We start from the raw sequence: 18,193 nt of genomic DNA, 5'->3' as shown, positions 1-18,193 counted from the left end.
ATAATGTATGCGTGCGACCGCGCCCAACCGGGGCGGTCGTCGAGTTGCAATCCATGGCTCCTGACGGCATTCTCCCGATCCTCATCGAGGGGGCGCCGGTCGGGGCTTTCCAGGAACGCCCGGCGTGCTCATGGAGGCTCCGGGCCAGAATTCGAGGTCGTAACATACGATGACGACAGAGCACGATATTCACGATGCGTCCCAGACGGCGGATGCGTCGGACACGACTGGCGGCGCTCAAGGCGCCGCATCCGGTGCCGCGGATGGTCCCGAAGAGACCATGCAGGCCGCCGCCGCCCGCATTCATGAGCTTGAGGCGCAGGCCGAAGAGTTCCGCGACAAGTGGATGCGCTCGGAAGCCGAGATGCAGAATCTCCGCGCGCGTACCAAGCGTGAGATCGAGGACGCCCGTCAGTACGCGGTCCAGAAATTCTCACGCGATATCGTCGAAGCTGCCGAGAACGTCCAGCGTGGTCTGGCCTCTTTGCCTGAGAAGAGCGAGCACGAGGATCCGCTGCTGACGAAACTGCGGGAAGGTTTTGAAGGTACGGAGCGTTCGTTCATCGGCATTCTTGAGCGTCACGGCGTCAAATGCCAGCATCCCGTCGGGGACTCTTTCGACGCCAACCTTCATCAGGCGATGGCGGAGCAGCCGAGTGCAGAACATGCGCCGGGCACGGTCATCCAGGCCTGGACGCCGACATGGACGTTGCATGGCCGCCTGCTCAAGCCGGCCATGGTGGTCGTGTCGAAGGCTGGCGCCGGGGCCGAAGGCGCTGAATCGGCTTCGAGCGCGTCCTGACGTGCATCGGAAGGCTTGAAACGCTTCGCGCGCTTTCTTACATCCATTTCCATAGAACGGGCATCCGTCAGGGGTGCCGCGATAGGGCGGAGAGCGGTGCCTTCAAGGGCTGCTTTCCGCCGCTGTAAAAGGAAGAAAATATGAGCAAGGTCATTGGCATCGATCTCGGCACCACGAATTCCTGCGTGGCGGTGCGCGAGGGTGACGAAACGCGCGTTATCGAGAACAGCGAAGGCGCGCGCACCACGCCGTCCATGGTTGCTTTCACCGAAGGCGGCGAGCGCCTCGTCGGGCAGGCCGCCAAGCGTCAGGCCGTCACCAACCCGACCAACACGCTGTATGCCGTCAAGCGCCTGATCGGCCGTCGTTATGACGATCCGACCGTGGAGAAAGACAAGGCGATGGTGCCTTATGCCATCGTCAAGGGTGACAACGGCGACGCATGGGTCGAAGCGCGCGGCGAGAAATACGCGCCGTCGCAGATTTCGGCGTTCGTGCTCGGCAAGATGAAGGAAACGGCCGAGGCTTATCTCGGCGAGACGGTGACGCAGGCCGTCATCACGGTTCCGGCCTATTTCAACGACGCCCAGCGTCAGGCGACGCGTGACGCGGGCCGCATCGCGGGCCTCGAAGTGCTGCGCATCATCAACGAGCCCACGGCGGCGGCTCTGGCCTATGGTCTCGGCAAGCGCGATTCCGGCACGGTGGCGGTCTATGACCTCGGCGGCGGCACGTTCGACGTGTCCGTGCTCGAGATTTCCGACGGCGTGATCGAAGTGAAGTCCACCAATGGCGACACGTTCCTCGGCGGTGAAGACTTCGACAACCGCATCATCGATTACCTCGCGGACGAGTTCAAGCGCGAGCAGGGCATCGATCTGCGTGGCGACAAGCTGGCGCTCCAGCGTCTGAAGGAAGCCGCGGAAAAGGCGAAGATCGAGCTGTCTTCCTCCAAGGAGACCGAGATCAACCTGCCGTTTATCACGGCCGACGCCTCCGGTCCGAAGCATCTCGTCGTCAAGCTGACGCGCGCGAAGCTTGAGAGCCTCGTGGATGATCTGGTACAGCGCACGCTGGGTCCGTGCCGTGCGGCTCTGAAGGATGCGGGTGTGTCTCCGGCCGAGATCGATGAGGTCATCCTCGTCGGCGGCATGACGCGCATGCCCAAGGTCATCGAGGCCGTGAAGCAGTTCTTCGGCAAGGAGCCGGCGCGCAACGTGAACCCCGATGAAGTCGTGGCGATCGGCGCGGCGATCCAGGGCGCCGTGCTCAAGGGCGACGTCAAGGATGTGCTGCTGCTCGACGTGACGCCGCTGTCACTGGGCATCGAGACGCTGGGAGGTGTTTTCACCCGTCTGATCGATCGCAACACGACGATCCCGACGAAGAAGAGCCAGACCTTCTCGACCGCCGAAGACAACCAGAGCGCCGTGACCATCAAGGTCTATCAGGGCGAACGCGAGATGGCGGCCGATAACAAGCTGCTGGGCAACTTCGACCTTCAGGGGATTGCCCCGGCGCCGCGTGGCATGCCCCAGATCGAAGTCACGTTCGACATCGACGCCAACGGCATCGTCAATGTTTCGGCCAAGGACAAGGCGACCAACAAGGAGCAGCAGATCAAGATCCAGGCTTCTGGTGGTCTGTCGGATTCCGATATCGATCGCATGGTCAAGGAAGCGGAAGCCAACGCGACCGCCGACAAGGCCAAGCGTGAACTGGTCGAGCAGCGCAACAGCGCCGATGCCCTGGTCGATCAGACCGAGAAGTCGCTGAAGGAAGCCGGTGACAAGGTGCCGGCGGCGGACAAGACCGAGGCCGAAGCCGCGATCGCCGCCGTTCGCGAAGCGATGAACGGGAGCGACGCCGAGGCTCTGAAGTCCGCGACAGAGCGTCTGACGCAGGCGGCCATGAAGGTTGGTCAGGCTGTCTACGCCCAGCAGGGCGGCGAAGCCGGTGCCGCCGGTGAGCAGCCGGGCGCGAAGGACGACAACGTCGTGGACGCCGATTTCGAAGAAATCGACGACAAGAAGAACTGAACTGAAATGTCAGACGGGCCGGGATTTTCACGATCCCGGTCCCGTTGACGTTGATGTCATTCTGGCGCCCGTGCTTCCGGAATCGGGAGACGGGCGTTTCGAGTTTCAGGACCGTGGATGCTCTTTTCTGAGGGCGATCGATCCCACGGCACGTTCTGGACCCCCATTCCGAGGATCCAATGGCCACCAAACTTGACTATTATGCCGTTCTTGAAGTGTCGCGCACCGCGACGGGCGACGAACTGAAAAAATCCTACCGCAGGCTGGCGATGAAGTATCACCCGGATCGCAATCCGGGCGATACGGAAGCCGAGGCACAGTTCAAGCAGATCAGCGAAGCTTATGAAGTCCTCAAGGACGACCAGAAGCGTGCGGCTTACGATCGCTTTGGTCATGACGCCTTCGAAGGTGGCATGGGCGGTGGTGGCGGCTTTGGTGGCGCCGGTGGTTTCAGCGATATTTTCGAGCAGATGTTCGGGGACATGATGGGGGGGCGTCGCGGCGGCGGCCGCCGCGCCGGTTCCGATCTCCAGATCCAGATCGAGGTCACGCTGACCGAGGCTTTTGCCGGGGTTACGAAGCCGGTGGAATATCGCACGCGGAAGCTGTGCGAAGCCTGTGACGGGACCGGATCTTCCGACCCTACCCAGGGGCGGACGACCTGTCCGACCTGTCACGGCGCCGGGAAGGTCCGGGCCCAGCAGGGTTTCTTTCTCGTCGAGCGACCCTGTCCGACCTGCCACGGCAGCGGCAGCATGGTCAAGGATCCCTGCAAGGTCTGTCATGGTGTCGGCACGACGGAAGAGACGCGCACGCTCGATATCCCCATCCCGGCGGGCGTCGAGGATGGAACGCGCATCCGCCTGTCCGGCGAAGGGGAGTCGGGTGGAAAGGGTGTGCCCCCAGGCGACCTCTATGTTCATATCGCCGTGGCGCAGCACGATATTTTCCAGCGTGAAGGCGCCAATATCTATTGCCGGGTGCCGGTGCGGATGACGCAGGCCGCGCTGGGCGCGGAGGTTGAGGTTCCGGTCATCGACGGGACACGGGCGCGGGTGAAGATACCGGCCGGGACGCAGTCAGCCGAGACGTTCCGTCTGCGCGGCAAGGGTTTCTCGGTCCTTCGGTCGGCCGCGCGCGGGGATATGTACGTCCAGGTTTCCGTGGAGACGCCCCAGCATCTCACCAAGCGCCAGCGCGAGCTTCTCGAAGAGTTCGAAGCGGGCGCCGACGAGCAGGATCACAGCAAAGCCAATCCTCAGGAAGCCGGGTTCTTTGCCAAGGTGCGCGATTTCTTCGACGGCAAATAACGATCGTCATGACGTGAACGGGTCATAAAAGGGGGCGCTTTGCGCTCCCTTTTTTCGTATGGGTGGCGAAGCGAGGGAGGTGAAGCGTGTCGGGTATTCGGATTGGCGTGGCGGGAGTGACGGGGCGGCTGGGAAGGCTCTGCGTGGAAGAAATCGCGGCGAGGGGGCTGGTCTTTGGCGGCGGCCTGTCGCGACGGCCGGACGGGGCGAGGGGCATGACCGACGATGCGGCGGTGCTCGCGGCGCAATGCGATGTCGTGATCGATGTCAGCCACGCCGATACGGTGATCCATCATGCCGGAATCTTCGCTGACACGGGCTGCGGCTGGGTGCTGGGCACGACCGGCCTCGATGACGATGCCGAGATGGCCGTCGTCGCCGCATCGCGCCGCATTGCCGTTCTCCAGGCCGCCAATTTCGCGCCCGGCGTGAATATGCTGCTCGATCTCGCCCGCCGTCTGGGGGCGACGCTGCCGGGAGGGGATTACGACGCGGAAATCCTCGAAATGCACCATCGGCAGAAAGTGGATGCCCCCTCCGGCACGGCGCTTGCCATCGGTGCGGCTGTGGCGGAAGGACGCGGGGTCTTGCTCGCCGATGTGAAGCGGACGAACCCGACCGGCATCCGCGCAGACGGCGATATTGGATTCGCATCTTTGCGTGGCGGCCAGGTCGTGGGGGAGCACAGCCTCATTTTCACGTCCGGGACAGAGCAGATCACGCTGTCGCATCGTGTTTTCGATCGCCGTGTTTTCGCGCAGGGCGCGGTACGCGGCGCGCGCTGGCTGGCCGGACGGGAAGCCGGGCTTTATGGCATGAGGGATGCGCTGGAAGCATAGCTTTGAGAGGCACGCGGCGCGGCTTTCATCCGCCTTCCGGCGTTAAATCACTTGACCAGCGGTGTGACTTGAGCCAAGCCGTGCGCTTTCGGAATGGGCTCTGCGGCCCTTCCGGTCTCCCTGCGGTCTTTGTGCCGCTACCCCGCTTGCTGAGAGGTCACGGGACGATCAATGCGTAACTACGGCGATTTTCTGTTCACATCGGAATCCGTTTCCGAAGGTCATCCGGACAAGGTGTCTGATCGCATCAGCGATACGGTCCTGGATGCCTATCTCGAGGCTGACCCGGAAGCCCGTGTTGCGTGCGAGACTCTCTGCACGACCAACCGTGTCATTCTGGCCGGCGAAGTGCGCGGTCCCGCCTCGGTCACGACCGAGCTGCTGATCGATCGCGCACGCGCGGCGATCAAGGATATCGGCTACGACCAGGAAGGTTTTTCCTGGAAAAAAGCCGAAATCACCTCCTACCTCCATGCCCAGTCCGCCGACATTGCCGTTGGCGTCGACAGCGCGGGTGCGAAGGACGAGGGCGCGGGCGATCAGGGCATCATGTTCGGCTTCGCGACGCGCGAGACCGAGCATCTCATGCCCGCTCCCCTGTTCTATGCCCAGACGCTGCTCGAGAAGCTCCGCGACTACCGCAAGGCCGGTGATCCGCGCGGCGCAGGCCTGCTGCCCGATGCCAAGAGCCAGGTCACGCTGCGTTACGTCAACGGCAAGCCCGTCGGCGCGACGTCCGTCGTCATCTCCACGCAGCATGAGGACGGTCTGAGCCAGAAGGCTCTGCGCGATACGTTGCGCACAGTGGTGCAGGAAGTCCTGCCTGAAGGCTGGATGTGCCCGGAAGACGAGTTCTACGTGAACCCGACGGGGATTTTCGTCATCGGCGGCCCCGATGGCGACGCGGGGCTGACGGGTCGCAAGATCATCGTGGACACGTATGGTGGCGCCGCTCCGCATGGCGGCGGCGCTTTCTCCGGCAAGGACCCCACCAAGGTCGACCGTTCCGCCGCCTATGCCGCGCGCTATCTTGCGAAGAACGTCGTGGCCTCGGGTCTCGCGGATCGCTGCACGATCCAGCTTTCCTACGCCATTGGCGTCTCCAAGCCCCTGTCGATCTACGTCGATCTTGACGGCACAGGCAAGGATGTGGACGAGGCGAAGCTCGCGCGCACGCTGAACGAGGTGATGGATCTCTCGCCACGCGGTATCCGACGTCACCTGCGTCTGAACCGGCCGATCTACACCGAGACCTCGGCTTATGGTCACTTCGGTCGCATGCCGGACCTTGAGAAGGACAACTTCACCTGGGAGCAGACGGATCTCGTCGATGCCCTGCGTGGTGCTTTCAACCGCTGAGGGCCTGATCCTGTCGGAGACGGTCAACCACAAGCCGCAGCCCGAACGGCTCTATGGTCGCCAGCGGGGACACCCGTTGCGCGCCCGTCAGCAGCGTCTTCTCGAAGACGCCCTTCCGCGTCTGAGGCTCACGCCGGAGCAGGCGCATGATCCTCGCGCGGTGTTCGGGGACGTTTCGGATGTGTGGCTGGAAATCGGATTTGGCGGCGGTGAGCATGCTTTCGCCCAGTCCGAAGCCAACCCCGATGTTGGTTATATCGCTTCGGAAGTTTTCGAAAACGGCCTCTGCTCGTTGATGGGGCGCCTCGTGCCGGAAGGGCAGGAAGCGGATATCGTGCCGCCCGCTCATTTCCGTATCTGGCCGGAGGATGCGCGCCAGCTTCTCAAGTCGCTGCCCGATGGCAGTCTTGGCCGCGTCTATCTGATGTTCCCCGATCCGTGGCCCAAATCCCGTCATGCCAAGCGTCGTTTCGTCCATCCGGCGAATATCGCGGAGGTGGCGCGCGTTCTCAGACCGGGCGGTGTCTGGCGGATCGGCAGCGATCACCCCGTCTATCAGGAATGGGTGCAGGACGTGATGGGCGCGCAGGACCTGTTCGAACTGGTGGATCTGTCGCAGGGTGAACGGCCCGAGGGCTGGTCGCCGACGCGTTACGAGGCCAAGGCCTGGCGCGAAGGCCGTACACCCTTTTACTGGACGTTCGTGCGGCGCGGCGTCTGAGCACCTATTCTGAATGAGAGCGAAGGAAGGTCACGCCATGACGGCGATCGAACGCGAAGAGATGGAATTCGACGTGCTCGTGGTCGGCGGCGGTCCGGCTGGCCTGTCCGCTGCCATTCGTCTGCGGCAGCTCATGCCGGATGCGAGCATCTGCCTCGTCGAGAAAGGCAGCGAGATCGGCGCCCATATCGTGTCCGGGGCCGTCATCGAGCCGCGTTCGCTGGCGGAACTGATCCCTGACTGGCGCGAGCGCGGCGCGCCGCTCGAAACGGAAGTCACGCAGGAGAGCATGCTCTTCCTGACCGAGACCAAAAGCTACGCCATCCCGTGGCTCGACCGTGTGATGCCGCATATGCGCAATCATGGAAATTACGTTGTCTCTCTCGGAGCCGTCTGCCGCTGGCTGGGCGCGCAGGCCGAGGAGATGGGGATCGAGATCTATCCCGGCTTCGCGGGAGCCGATCTTTTCATCGAAGATGGCCGTGTGGCGGGTGTCGTAACCGGTGACATGGGTATGACGCGCGAGGGGAAGCCTGGACCGAATTTCGCGCCCGGCATGATCCTGCGCGCTCGCCAGACGATCCTGGCCGAAGGCGTGCGCGGTTCGCTCACCAAGAAAGCCATGGCGCTCTTCGGCCTGCGCGATGGCGTCGATCCTCAGACCTATGGCCTCGGGATCAAGGAAGTCTGGGAAATTCCGGCGGAAAATCATCGTCCGGGTCTCGTCCAGCATAGTTTCGGCTGGCCCATGGACGACAGGACCTATGGAGGCGCGTGGCTCTATCATTTCGGTGAAAATCTCGTCTCCTACGGGTTCGTGACCGGTCTGGATTACGGCAATACCTATCTCTCGCCCTTCCACGAGATGCAGCGCGTCAAGAACCATCCGGCGTTTCGCAGGCATTTCGAGGGGGGGCGTCGTATCGCCTATGGCGCGCGCGCGCTTTCCGAAGGGGGCTTGCAGTCCATCCCGCGACTGTCCTTTCCCGGCGGTGTATTGACCGGAGATTCCGCGGGTTTTCTCAACGTGCCCAAGATCAAGGGCACGCATACCGCGATGAAGTCCGGGATGCTGGCGGCTGAGGCCGTGGCGGAAGCCCTGTCGACGGAACGCCGGGAAGCGGGCAGCTATACGAAGCTTGTGCGAGACTCCTGGCTCTGGGACGAATTGCGGGGCGTGCGCAATATCCGTCCGGCTTTCGCCAGATGGGGCATGAAACTCGGGGCGCTCTATGCGGGGATCGACAGCATGCTCCTGCGAGGGCGTGCGCCCTGGACGCTGCATTTCAGGCATGCGGATAACGAGGTTCTCAAACCCGCCGCGCTTTGCACGCCGATCGACTATCCAAAGCCGGATGGCGTGGTGACTTTCGACCTCCCCTCTTCTGTTTTCCTGTCGGCGACCAATCATGAAGAGGATCAGCCGATCCATCTGAAGCTGCGCAATCCTGCCCTGTGGAAGACCGTCAACTGGGACGTTTTCCGGTCGCCGGAAAGCCGTTACTGCCCGGCGGGTGTCTATGAAGCTGTGCGGAAGGACGGCGACATGGCGTTGCAGATCAACTCGCAGAACTGCGTGCACTGCAAAACCTGCGATATCAAGGACCCTGCCCAGAACATCGACTGGTGCACGCCTGAAGGTGGGGGCGGTCCCAATTATCCGGTCGGTATGTGACACTCAGGGTATGACGGATGCGGGACTTTTGGTCTAGAACGTTTCGCAACTTCCCAATCGACAGGAAATGGCGATGAAGATTTTGGTCCCGGTCAAACGGGTGGTGGATTACAACGTCAAGCCGCGCGTCAAGGCGGATGGCAGTGGTGTCGAGACGCAGGGCGTCAAGATGTCGATGAATCCGTTCGATGAAATCGCGGTCGAAGAAGCGGTGCGGCTGCGCGAAAAAGGCGCAGCCAGTGAAGTTGTCGCCGTTTCGATCGGTGTGACCGATGCTCAGGCGATCCTGCGTACAGCCATGGCCATGGGGGCGGATCGCGCGATTCTCGTCCAGACCGATCTGGTTCTGGAGCCACTGGCGGTTGCCAAGCTGCTCAAGACGATCGTGGACCGTGAGGAACCGGGCCTTGTCATCATGGGCAAGCAGGCGATCGATGACGATATGAACGCCACAGGCCAAATTCTCGCAGCCAGGCTGAACTGGCCGCAGGGCACATTCGCGAACACGGTGACGGTCGGCGAAGGCTGGGTCGAAGTGAAACGCGAGGTTGACGGGGGTCTCGAGATCGTTCGTCTGGCGCTGCCAGCCGTCGTGACGACCGATCTGCGCCTCAACGAGCCGCGTTACGCGACGATGCCGAACATCATGAAGGCGCGCAAGAAGCCGCTGGAGACGATCGCGGCCGACGCTCTGGGTGTCGATCTGGCGCCCCGTCTGGAAACGGTGAGCGTGGTCGAACCGCCGGCGCGCAAGGCCGGCGTGAAGGTGTCGAGCGCTGCCGAGCTGGTGGAGAAGCTGCGTGATGAAGCGAAGGTGATCTGAACATGACGTCTCTCGTTCTGGTCGAAATCGAAAATGGTCTGGTCAAACAGGCCAGCCGGTCCGCCGTCATGGCGGCACGCGCATTTGGCGATGTCGATGTGCTCGTGGTTGGCGAGGGCGCGACGGTCGCCGCGCGGATCGAAGGCGTCGTGCGCGTGCTTCATGCGGATCTTCCGCCCCTGGCCGAGACCATCGCCGCTCTGATGGCCGATCACGCTGGCGATTATACCCATCTGCTTGCCGCCGCGACGGCATTTGGCAAGAACGTCATGCCGCGCCTGGCGGGTTTGCTGGATGTCCAGCCGGTGACGGAAGTGGTGCGGATTCTCGATGCCGATACGTTTGTGCGACCGATTTATGCCGGTAACGCGCTGGCGACGGTCCGCTCGAAGGACGCCCGGAAAGTCCTGACCGTTCGCGGGGCGAATTTTGATCCGGTGCCCGCCGAGGGCGGCAACGCGGCGGTCGAGAGCGTTTCGGCGGCTGTTGAAGTGCCGGATGCGCAGATCGTCGGACTGGAAGTTACGAAATCCGACCGGCCGGAACTCGAAACCGCGCGTGTCGTCATCTCGGGCGGCAAGGCGTTCAAGGATGCCGAAAACTTCAGGATGCTCGAGCCGATCGCCGACAGGCTTGGCGCGGCGATCGGGGCGTCGCGCGCGGCCGTCGATTCAGGGTTTGCGCCCAATGAGATGCAGGTCGGACAGACAGGCAAGATCGTCGCCCCCGAGTTGTATATCGCCGTGGGCATTGCCGGAGCGATCCAGCATCTCGCCGGAATGAAGGACAGCAAGGTGATCGCGGCAATCAACGTCGATCCTGAAGCGCCGATCTTCAGCGTGGCGGATTATGGTCTCGTGGGCGATCTGTTCGAGGTGCTCCCCCAGTTCAAGGCTGCACTGGACGCCTGAGCCTCTCTGGGTCATGGTCCTTGAAGCCGGTGTCGGATCCGTGACACCGGCTTTTCGAATGTCTGGCGGCTGTTTTTAGCGTGCGTCGCTTCCCGCCATGACCAGACGGTCGCGACCGGAAATTTTTGCCCGATAGAGGCATTGGTCTGCCTGATCGATCGCCTCGTCGAGCTGACGCGGGTCAGCCAGACTGCTGCACCCGGCGCTGATCGTGAGTTGGATATGATCGCCGTCCGTCAGCACGATCCGCTCGCGGGTCAGTTCATGTCGTAGTTCTTCGGCACGTTGATGGGCATGCTTTCGGTCGGCGAGCAGCATGAACAGGAATTCTTCGCCTCCATAGCGGAAGGCGCGTTCGTTCTCCGTGAGATTCAGCCGGAAGCGACGGCCGATTTCGGCCAGAACCTCGTCGCCAGCGCTATGTCCCAGATTATCGTTGATGGATTTGAAATGATCGACGTCCATGGCGACGATATGAATGATTTCGCCTCTCCGACGCTGACGCTGAAGCGTATCAGTGGATTTGCCGAGCGTGCGCCGGTTCAGGAGACCTGTCAGGCTGTCATGCGAGGCTTGGTATTCAAGCTCGCGCGCGGCGTGTTGCAATTCCCGCGTCTGATGATCGACCAGGGCGGCGAGTTCGGTCTGGCGGGCTAATATTTTCCGGAGCCGGAGCCGGAAGGCCACGTAGGCCGTGAGAATGACTGTCGCGCCGCTCACGATGATGAAGGGCCAGCGCTGCCACCAGGGATAGGGCATCGTCAGGGTGACGGTCGTTTCGTTCGAACGTTTTCCGTCATGAGTGTCGTATGTCGTGAGGTGGAAGATATGCTTGCCCGGCGGCAGATAAGGATAATGGACGTGGTCCGAAGCCGTGAAAATCGGCGCGCCGTCGACGCCGTCCAGACGATACTCGAATGAGGCTGGAAGGGAGTGCGCGTAATCCAGAGTGCCGAATGTGATATCCAGAGGCGCCCTGGAATAGTAGGGGGCCGGGCCTGTGAGCTTACGCCCGTTGAGTGAAACGGCCTCGATGAACGGGGCGGCCGGGGTTGTGTCGAAAAGATTGGTTATATTCGTGAGATGGGACAGCCCGCTGCTGGTACCGATCCACATCGATCCGTCGCTGTCTTCCTCGATCGATCCTTCGTTGACGTCGTTGCTGATCAGACCGTCCTGGGTCGTGATGTGGGTCCATTGATGGCCATTATTGACCAGAACGCCCTCTCCGGTTCCGACCCAGAGCCAGTGGCGCGTGTCGGCCTTGATGGAGACGAAAGGCGAGCGGAGTCCGAGTGTCTGGGTTGAATAGGTGGCCGTATGGGTCACTTTCATCCCTTCATGCTGAATACGGTACAGATGGGACGCGTTGACCACCCATAACGTTTTCAGTCCAATCGAAGCATAATGCGTGGATTCCGCATCTTCGGCGTTCTGGAAGCCGTTGAGCCTCTGAACGTCGCCTTTGGCGCCGACGCTGATCAGGTCGGTGTCGATCTGCATCCAGAACCGGTCCGTCAGAGGATCGAGTGACGCCCAGGCGCTGGTGCCGGTTAGAACGGGGATCGTCGAGAAAGTGTTGTCGGGTCCGGGCACCACTTTCCGCAGACCAGTCTGGCTTATGAGCCAGGTCGGACCGTTTGGCTGCGACAGGGCCATGTCGGGACCGCGCTCGGTTCGGCAGACAATCGGAGTGAGGATGTTTTCCACCCGACAGAGCTTTTGATAGCTTGCGACGAACCAGATATGGCCGGCTTTGTCGAGAGAGAGACTATCCGCATGTTCCTGAAAGACACGCTGGATTTTCGGCGTTCTGGTGGCGCTGAAAGTGTCCAGAGACGTGTCCGTGCCGATCCATAGGGGACCGTCAGGCTGGCGGACCATGCTCCATATGCTGTTGTTCGAGAGGCCGTCCTGCTTTGTCCAGCTTTCCACGGAGCGATAGCCCAGGACACGCGCTTCGCCCGAGTTGAAAAAACCGATCCAGAGGGTGCCTTTTCCTGTCTCGGTGATGGTCCGGATGCGATCGTCGGCGAGCGCCTCGGTGGGAAAATTGAAGCGCCTCCAGACACCCGCGTGCCATTCCATCAGGCCGCCATCGCCAGGTGTAAGGGCAGCGCCGTCGCCGGTGATGAAAAGCGGCGGCCGATCGATGCTTTCGTAGCGCTGCGACGTGAAGGGAAGCGCTGAGTAGGCAACCGTCTCGCTGCGCGGATCAATGACCGCGAAGTGGTGATTGCTTCGCGCATAGACGAGTTTGCCGGTGACGGTGATCGTCCGCCATTTTTCGTCGTTCCATCGTGCGGGAGGCGGAGGCATGCAAACGAAAGGACGTGTCAGCGTCGCATGACAGAAACGGTTTGAAAAAGTAATGGCCCATAATTTATCGTCATGACTATGGAACGCTGCGACTTCCTCGTCGCCTGGCAGCATTGGCTGGGTCGGGGGGGGGGATCCCGGCGTAAAGGAGATATGCCGCAGTCGCCACTGATCGATCGTGACGATGCCGTCGCCGAAAGCCGCGATGCGCTCCGTCGGTGTAATCTTGAATTTTCCAAGGGCCTGGAAGTGCAAGTCCGTGAGATTGGGCCGGGCGGGATCAAACTGTGCCGTGAAGATACGGGAGAGATATTTCGCGGCGATGGTGCCGTTCGTTGTGAGTGTCAGACCGAACACGATCCCCGTCGGCGGAAGCCCCTGCGGCGGCCCGAGTTGCACGAAACGGACGCCATTGAAGAAGAAAACGCCTCCATCCGTACCGACGAGCAGCGCTCCGTTGGGGAGATGAAGCTGGCAGATGATGTTGGGCGTCATGAAATCGGCGACATACATCTGCGTGGGCAGTGTCTGTGCGCCCGTGCGAGCCGTGGCGAAATAAGCAATCAGCATAAAAGTTATCGAGCGCAGAACTTGCAGGATTCGCCCAAATTTCATTCGAAGATACTGCACGGAAAAAAGTTAACACCTAGTAAGTGTGAATCGGATATGAAAATATTTCCTGAAAATAACATATTTTTTACGACCCAATACGCACCCGGAACCTATGGGTTCCCGTCGGGTATGTTTTTGTGTCGGATTCGAACAGGTGATGGTTGTCAGCCCTCTGAGTGACATCTCGTTGCTGTCTTGTCACTGGTTTCTTATCGCCCGCTTGTTACAGGATGTCACCGTAAACGGTGAGAAGAATGTAATGCTGAAGAAAAAAGCCGGGCTGCTGACAGAAATCGCTTTGATGGTGTTCTGCGCGTTTGCCGTACGATCCACGCTCGCAGCGACATTCGTGGTGCCGAGCGGCTCCATGGAGCCGAGTTTGATGATCGGTGACCGGATCGTCACGATGAACTTCGCCTATGGCCTCAGCTCGGCCCAGCTTCCTTTCGCGACCGCCCCCGGTGAGCATGACGCGCTTTCTCGCCGACTGTTCGGTCGCCTTCCCGCGCGGGGGGATGTCGTGGTCTTCAGGGCGCCAGCCAATCACCGCGAGCACTGGGTCAAACGCGTGATCGCTTTGCCCGGCGATCGCATCGCCCTGGAGCATGGCCGCGTGTGGCTGAACGGCAGGGAACTGCCCTGGCGCGACCGAGGGGTCGGAACCGAGATTCTCGGTGATGGGAGACGCGCGGAAGTCGAACGTTATGATGAGATTCTACCGAATGGCGTGACACACGTGCTGTTCAAGCGGCTGGACGATGGTCCTCTGGATAACCTCTCGTCCTTTACCGTCCCTGCGGGTCATGTTTTCGTCATGGGTGACAATCGCGACAATTCGGCCGATAGCCGCGTGCCGGTCGCGCAGGGCGGTGTGGGACTGCTGCCGGTCTGGAATCTCGAGGGGCACGTCATGGCGCGCCTCATGGGATGGCACGACGGTGGTCCGGATTTCGGACGATTCGGACGGCCGTGACGCGCGGCGGGAGCCGGATATGACGGCTGCGCTATTCGCTCAGAGCGCGGCCAGCAGGGCGTCGATGTCGTGGGTCGTGGTCGTGAAATCCGTCACGAGCCGGATCAGATCGCCCGTAACGCCCGGAGGCGTCGGCCAGCGATAGAACCGGTAGCCCGCGTCTTCCAGCGCCTGCGTAACCGCCTTTGGAAGAACCACGAACACCTCGTTGGCCTGCGTTTCGTAAGGCAGCGTCGCCGCCGTATAGCGATGCAGGCCATGAGCCAGGCGCTCGGCCATCGCATTGGCCTGCCGGGCATGGTCGAGCCAGAGATCGTTTTCCAGAAGGGCGAGGAGCTGCGCGCTCATGAAGCGCTGTTTCGACCAGAGATGGCCGCTGCGCTTGACCCGGCGGAGGAAGTCTTCCGCAAGGGACGGCGTGAAGAACAGGACGGCCTCGGCCGCGATGGCGCCGTTTTTCGTGCCGCCAAAGGTGAGAACGTCGATTCCGACTTCCCAGCTGGCCTGCGCGGCCGTGCAGCCCAGCGCGGCGACCGCATTGGCGAACCGTGCGCCGTCCATATGCACGGTCATTCCGCCATCATGCGCGATGGTCGTCAGTTCGCGCAGGTCGTCGAGGGTGTAGAGCGTACCCCATTCGGTGCTCTGGGTGAGGCTCAATGCGCGCGCTGGAGGGCTTTGAAGGCCGCCAAGGCGGTTGAGTTCAATAGCCGCGCGCAACGCGTCCGGCTTCATGCGGCCGTCAGGAGAGGGGATCGGGATCAGCTTGGCGCCGTGGGTGAAGAACTCCGGCGCACCGCCCTCGTCATTGGCGATATGGGCGCTCTGATCGCACAGCACCGCCCCATAGGGCGGCACGAGGGCCGACAGCGCGAGGCTGTTGGCGGCGGTACCCGTCGCGACTGGAAAGCTTATGAGGCCACGCTCGAAAAGGATGGCAAAGCGGCGTTCCAGTTCGCCTGTCAATTCGTCCGATCCATAGGCGGGCGCGGGACCCCGATTGGCGCGCAGCAGGGCGTCCAGAACTTCAGGACACGCGGGTGCGATGTTGTCACTGGCGAAATTCTTGCGTATTTCGTCGCTCACGGTCGTTTCCCCCTCGTTTTCGCTCGTGCCGACAGCCGGTTCCTGCGAACGTTCATCATTCCACCGTCCATGCCTTCCGAGGAAACATGACACAGGCCCGCGCAGAACCCGGCAATCTTATCGACGGCAAAGCTATCGCGCGCCGTCTGACCGATCGTGTCAAGATCGAGGTCGAGGCCTTGCGCGAAAAGACCGGACAGCTTCCCGGACTGGCCGTGGTTCTTGTCGGTAACGATCCGGCGAGCGAGGTCTATGTGCGGAACAAGGCGCTTCAGACCCACCGCGCCGGCATGCGGTCATTCATGCATATGCTGCCCGAGACGACGCCGCAGGACGAGTTGCTGGGCCTGATCGCGCGTCTCAATGGCGATCCGCAGATCCATGGTATCCTGGTCCAGCTTCCGCTGCCGAAGCAGATCGATCCGGCGGTCGTCACCAACGCCATCGTTCCGCACAAGGATGTGGATGGTCTCGGCGAGGTCAATGCCGGACGGCTGAGCCTCGGCATTCCCGGGCTCGTGCCATGTACGCCGCTGGGATGCCTGATCCTTCTCAGGGAGACCCTGCCGCAAATGCGCGGACTGCATGCCGTGGTCATCGGGGCGTCCAATCTTGTCGGCAAGCCGATGGCGCAGCTTCTGCTCAGGGAGGGGTGCACGGTGTCGATCGCGCATATCGACACGCGCGATCCCGCCGGTCTGGCCCGTGAGGGCGATATTCTCGTCGTCGCGACGGGCAGGAGCGGCCTCGTCAGGGGCGACTGGATTCGACCGGGCGCGACGGTCATCGACGTCGGCATCACGCGCGTGCCGACCCATGACGGCAAGACGAAGCTCGTGGGCGATGTCGTGTTCGAGGAAGCCCGCCAGGTCGCCGCGCACATCACGCCCGTACCCGGGGGAGTTGGCCCCATGACCATCGCCTGCCTCCTGCACAACACGTTGCAGGCGGCGCGCCTGACGCTGGATCCGCAGGGAGGCCTGGCGTGAGCCGCCTTTCCATCGAATTGATCCCCCGGGGCGGTGAGGCCCTCCTGCGTGATGACGCCGTGGTGCGCGACGTTCTGCCGGACGTCACGGACATCAACATTCCCGATCTGCTGCGTCTGCCACTCCGTTCGTGGCAAGCGGTGAGAGCATTGCGGGAGCATGGCGCCGGAGCCGCGTCACTGAACGGCATTCCCCATATCCGCGCGATCGACATTGATCCGGACCGGCCTCTGCCCGGCGCCGACGATCCCGGACTGCGCGAGATTCTGGTGATCGCGGGCGATCCGCCACAGGACATGAGCCATCGGACATGGCCGAACACCACGGTCGACATCATCGGGCGTTATCGCCGCGAACTGCCTCATCTCAAAATCTATGCTGCGTTCGATCCCTATCGCCGCGCGCCCTATCGGGAACTTGAAGACATACGCCGCAAGAAGGCGGCGGGCGCCTGCGGCTTCTTTACCCAGCCCCTGTTCGATCGCCGCATGCTCGAACTCAGCGCGTCCTGGCTGGAAGACGAGACGGTGTTCTGGGGGGTGTCTCCCGTTATCGGACCGAAGTCCCGTGCTTATTGGGAGCGCGTGAACCGCGTTGTTTTCCCAAGAGATTTCAATCCGAGTCTGCAGGCGAACATCGCTTTTGCCCAGGATGTCCTGCGATTTGCGCGGGAGCGCGGGGACAGCGCCTATCTCATGCCCGTCAAGGTCGATCTGGCGACCTATCTGGCGCCGTTGCGGGGGATCTTCCGGCCGGATCACAATCCGGTTTGAGCCTCTTGCTCCGCTTCGAAGACCTGTCCTTTATGGGGGCGTCTTAACGGGAGGACTTGATGGCGGACCGGCATGAGTTCGGAGATGGATGGCTGCACGCCGTCGTGGATGCGGCGGGCGCCGAACTCGTGGTGCTCGACAGCAGGGGGCCGAATGCGCGGCCCCTGCTCTGGGATGGCTCCAACCCGTGGAAGCGCCATTCTCCTGTTCTTTTTCCAATTGTCGGTCGTCTTCCCGACGACCGGATGGCGCTCGGAGACACCGAGGTCCGGTTGCCACAGCACGGCTTCGCGCGCGATCGCGTGTTCGAGTGGGTTTCCCGTTCGACGGATGGGTGTGTTCTCGAACTCATCGATGACGCCGAGAGCCGCAGGGTCTTCCCCTGTGCGTTCCGCCTTCAGCTTCACTATCGGATCGCGGCGGGGAAGCTGGAACTGCGCTACGTCCTGCGCAACCCGGACACGACGGCGGACCTGCATGCGGCGGTAGGGGCGCATCCGGCGTTCCTCTGGCCGCAGGAACCCGGAGCGCTCCGCGAGGCGCACAGGCTGGTTTTTTCCGATGAGGAGGAAAAAACGATATGGCGCGTTTCGGACGGACTTCTGCGTGCCCAGCCGGAACCCTCACCCCTGGTCGGGCGGGAACTGCCGCTTTCCGACAGTCTCTTCGTCGATGACGCCCTGATTTTCCGGCCTGTGCGCAGTCATGGCGTGCAGTTCCTGGGACCACGGGGCGCGGGTCTGGAAATGAGTTGGCGCGGTTTCCCGGAACTCGGCGTGTGGACGAAGCCCGGGGCCGGTTTCCTCTGCATCGAGCCATGGCACGGCTATGCGACGCCGACCGGTTTTCATGGAGATTTCGCCGTCAAGCCGGGTAATCTCCACATCGGGCCGCAGCAGAGCTGGGAGGCGGCGTGGACGGTTCGCGCCATCGGATGAAACCGCGTCACGCTCACCGGTGGG

General features: G+C 62.2%; 15 protein-coding genes. 13 read left to right on the top strand and 2 right to left on the bottom strand.

Features of this window, described 5'->3' with window-relative positions:
• The first annotated feature begins 169 nt into the window (after window positions 1–169).
• The 9 genes from PWM43_RS08470 (at window position 170) to PWM43_RS08430 (ending at window position 10,479) form a co-directional block, all read left to right on the top strand.
• The gene (locus PWM43_RS08470) at window positions 170–802 is read left to right on the top strand and encodes a nucleotide exchange factor GrpE (protein ID WP_289842064.1); all 633 of its coding nucleotides are present in this window, start codon (window positions 170–172) and stop codon (window positions 800–802) included.
• Between the two features lie 140 nt (window positions 803–942).
• Entirely contained in the window at window positions 943–2,841 is a 1,899-nt protein-coding gene (dnaK, locus tag PWM43_RS08465) for a molecular chaperone DnaK (RefSeq protein ID WP_289842063.1), read from the top strand.
• Window positions 2,842–3,020: 179 nt separating this feature from the next.
• The gene (gene dnaJ, locus PWM43_RS08460) at window positions 3,021–4,151 is read left to right on the top strand and encodes a molecular chaperone DnaJ (protein ID WP_289842062.1); all 1,131 of its coding nucleotides are present in this window, start codon (window positions 3,021–3,023) and stop codon (window positions 4,149–4,151) included.
• 95 nt (window positions 4,152–4,246) lie between these two features.
• Window positions 4,247–4,990 (top strand): 4-hydroxy-tetrahydrodipicolinate reductase, encoded by a 744-nt coding sequence (gene dapB / locus PWM43_RS08455; RefSeq protein ID WP_289842266.1) that lies wholly within the window; start codon window positions 4,247–4,249, stop codon window positions 4,988–4,990.
• A gap of 171 nt (window positions 4,991–5,161) precedes the next feature.
• Window positions 5,162–6,349: a methionine adenosyltransferase gene (gene metK / locus PWM43_RS08450; protein WP_289842061.1), complete on the top strand. Its 1,188-nt coding sequence runs from the start codon at window positions 5,162–5,164 to the stop codon at window positions 6,347–6,349.
• A 10-nt stretch (window positions 6,350–6,359) separates the two neighbouring features.
• Window positions 6,360–7,070: a tRNA (guanine(46)-N(7))-methyltransferase TrmB gene (trmB, locus tag PWM43_RS08445; protein WP_289842265.1), complete on the top strand. Its 711-nt coding sequence runs from the start codon at window positions 6,360–6,362 to the stop codon at window positions 7,068–7,070.
• A gap of 37 nt (window positions 7,071–7,107) precedes the next feature.
• On the top strand, window positions 7,108–8,745 hold the full coding sequence (locus PWM43_RS08440; RefSeq protein WP_289842060.1) for an electron transfer flavoprotein-ubiquinone oxidoreductase: 1,638 nt from the start codon (window positions 7,108–7,110) through the stop codon (window positions 8,743–8,745).
• A 73-nt stretch (window positions 8,746–8,818) separates the two neighbouring features.
• Entirely contained in the window at window positions 8,819–9,568 is a 750-nt protein-coding gene (locus PWM43_RS08435; protein WP_289842059.1) for an electron transfer flavoprotein subunit beta/FixA family protein, read from the top strand.
• A 2-nt stretch (window positions 9,569–9,570) separates the two neighbouring features.
• Window positions 9,571–10,479: an FAD-binding protein gene (locus PWM43_RS08430; RefSeq protein WP_289842058.1), complete on the top strand. Its 909-nt coding sequence runs from the start codon at window positions 9,571–9,573 to the stop codon at window positions 10,477–10,479.
• Window positions 10,480–10,554: 75 nt separating this feature from the next.
• Here the strand turns inward: PWM43_RS08430 and PWM43_RS08425 are convergent, their stop codons facing one another.
• A complete protein-coding gene (locus PWM43_RS08425; RefSeq protein WP_289842057.1) occupies window positions 10,555–13,368 on the bottom strand; it encodes a diguanylate cyclase in 2,814 nt (937 codons plus the stop codon).
• Window positions 13,369–13,669: 301 nt separating this feature from the next.
• On the opposite strand from PWM43_RS08425, the gene lepB reads away from it, so the two are divergent.
• Window positions 13,670–14,383 (top strand): signal peptidase I, encoded by a 714-nt coding sequence (gene lepB / locus PWM43_RS08420; RefSeq protein ID WP_289842056.1) that lies wholly within the window; start codon window positions 13,670–13,672, stop codon window positions 14,381–14,383.
• Window positions 14,384–14,422: 39 nt separating this feature from the next.
• Here the strand turns inward: lepB and PWM43_RS08415 are convergent, their stop codons facing one another.
• A complete protein-coding gene (locus PWM43_RS08415) occupies window positions 14,423–15,469 on the bottom strand; it encodes a threonine aldolase family protein (RefSeq protein ID WP_289842055.1) in 1,047 nt (348 codons plus the stop codon).
• An 86-nt stretch (window positions 15,470–15,555) separates the two neighbouring features.
• On the opposite strand from PWM43_RS08415, the gene folD reads away from it, so the two are divergent.
• Genes folD through PWM43_RS08400 form a run of 3 tightly spaced genes read left to right on the top strand, consistent with a single transcriptional unit; the run spans window position 15,556 to window position 18,169 of the window.
• The gene (gene folD / locus PWM43_RS08410; protein WP_289842054.1) at window positions 15,556–16,458 is read left to right on the top strand and encodes a bifunctional methylenetetrahydrofolate dehydrogenase/methenyltetrahydrofolate cyclohydrolase FolD; all 903 of its coding nucleotides are present in this window, start codon (window positions 15,556–15,558) and stop codon (window positions 16,456–16,458) included.
• Window positions 16,455–17,231: a methylenetetrahydrofolate reductase gene (locus tag PWM43_RS08405; protein WP_289842053.1), complete on the top strand. Its 777-nt coding sequence runs from the start codon at window positions 16,455–16,457 to the stop codon at window positions 17,229–17,231. The genes folD and PWM43_RS08405 overlap by 4 nt, the downstream gene beginning before the upstream one ends.
• Before the next feature lie 59 nt (window positions 17,232–17,290).
• Window positions 17,291–18,169: an aldose 1-epimerase family protein gene (locus PWM43_RS08400; protein ID WP_289842052.1), complete on the top strand. Its 879-nt coding sequence runs from the start codon at window positions 17,291–17,293 to the stop codon at window positions 18,167–18,169.
• The last annotated feature ends 24 nt before the right edge of the window (window positions 18,170–18,193 follow it).

The sequence above is a fragment of the Brytella acorum genome, assembly GCF_029309905.1.
In the GTDB taxonomy this organism is placed as follows: domain Bacteria; phylum Pseudomonadota; class Alphaproteobacteria; order Acetobacterales; family Acetobacteraceae; genus Brytella; species Brytella acorum.
Note: the sequence above shows the minus strand (reverse complement) of the source record. Positions and strands in the feature narration are given on the sequence as shown.

What these genes read in the sequence shown, in the direction of transcription:
- PWM43_RS08470 (WP_289842064.1), top strand. Translation starts at nt 170, where the DNA reads ATGACGACAGAGCACGATATTCACGATGCGTCCCAGACGGCGGATGCG.
- folD (WP_289842054.1), top strand. Translation starts at nt 15,556, where the DNA reads ATGACACAGGCCCGCGCAGAACCCGGCAATCTTATCGACGGCAAAGCT.
- dnaK (WP_289842063.1), top strand. Translation starts at nt 943, where the DNA reads ATGAGCAAGGTCATTGGCATCGATCTCGGCACCACGAATTCCTGCGTG.
- PWM43_RS08440 (WP_289842060.1), top strand. Translation starts at nt 7,108, where the DNA reads ATGACGGCGATCGAACGCGAAGAGATGGAATTCGACGTGCTCGTGGTC.
- PWM43_RS08435 (WP_289842059.1), top strand. Translation starts at nt 8,819, where the DNA reads ATGAAGATTTTGGTCCCGGTCAAACGGGTGGTGGATTACAACGTCAAG.
- PWM43_RS08400 (WP_289842052.1), top strand. Translation starts at nt 17,291, where the DNA reads ATGGCGGACCGGCATGAGTTCGGAGATGGATGGCTGCACGCCGTCGTG.
- PWM43_RS08430 (WP_289842058.1), top strand. Translation starts at nt 9,571, where the DNA reads ATGACGTCTCTCGTTCTGGTCGAAATCGAAAATGGTCTGGTCAAACAG.
- dnaJ (WP_289842062.1), top strand. Translation starts at nt 3,021, where the DNA reads ATGGCCACCAAACTTGACTATTATGCCGTTCTTGAAGTGTCGCGCACC.
- metK (WP_289842061.1), top strand. Translation starts at nt 5,162, where the DNA reads ATGCGTAACTACGGCGATTTTCTGTTCACATCGGAATCCGTTTCCGAA.
- PWM43_RS08425 (WP_289842057.1), bottom strand. Translation starts at nt 13,368, where the DNA reads ATGCTGATTGCTTATTTCGCCACGGCTCGCACGGGCGCACAGACACTG.
- lepB (WP_289842056.1), top strand. Translation starts at nt 13,670, where the DNA reads ATGCTGAAGAAAAAAGCCGGGCTGCTGACAGAAATCGCTTTGATGGTG.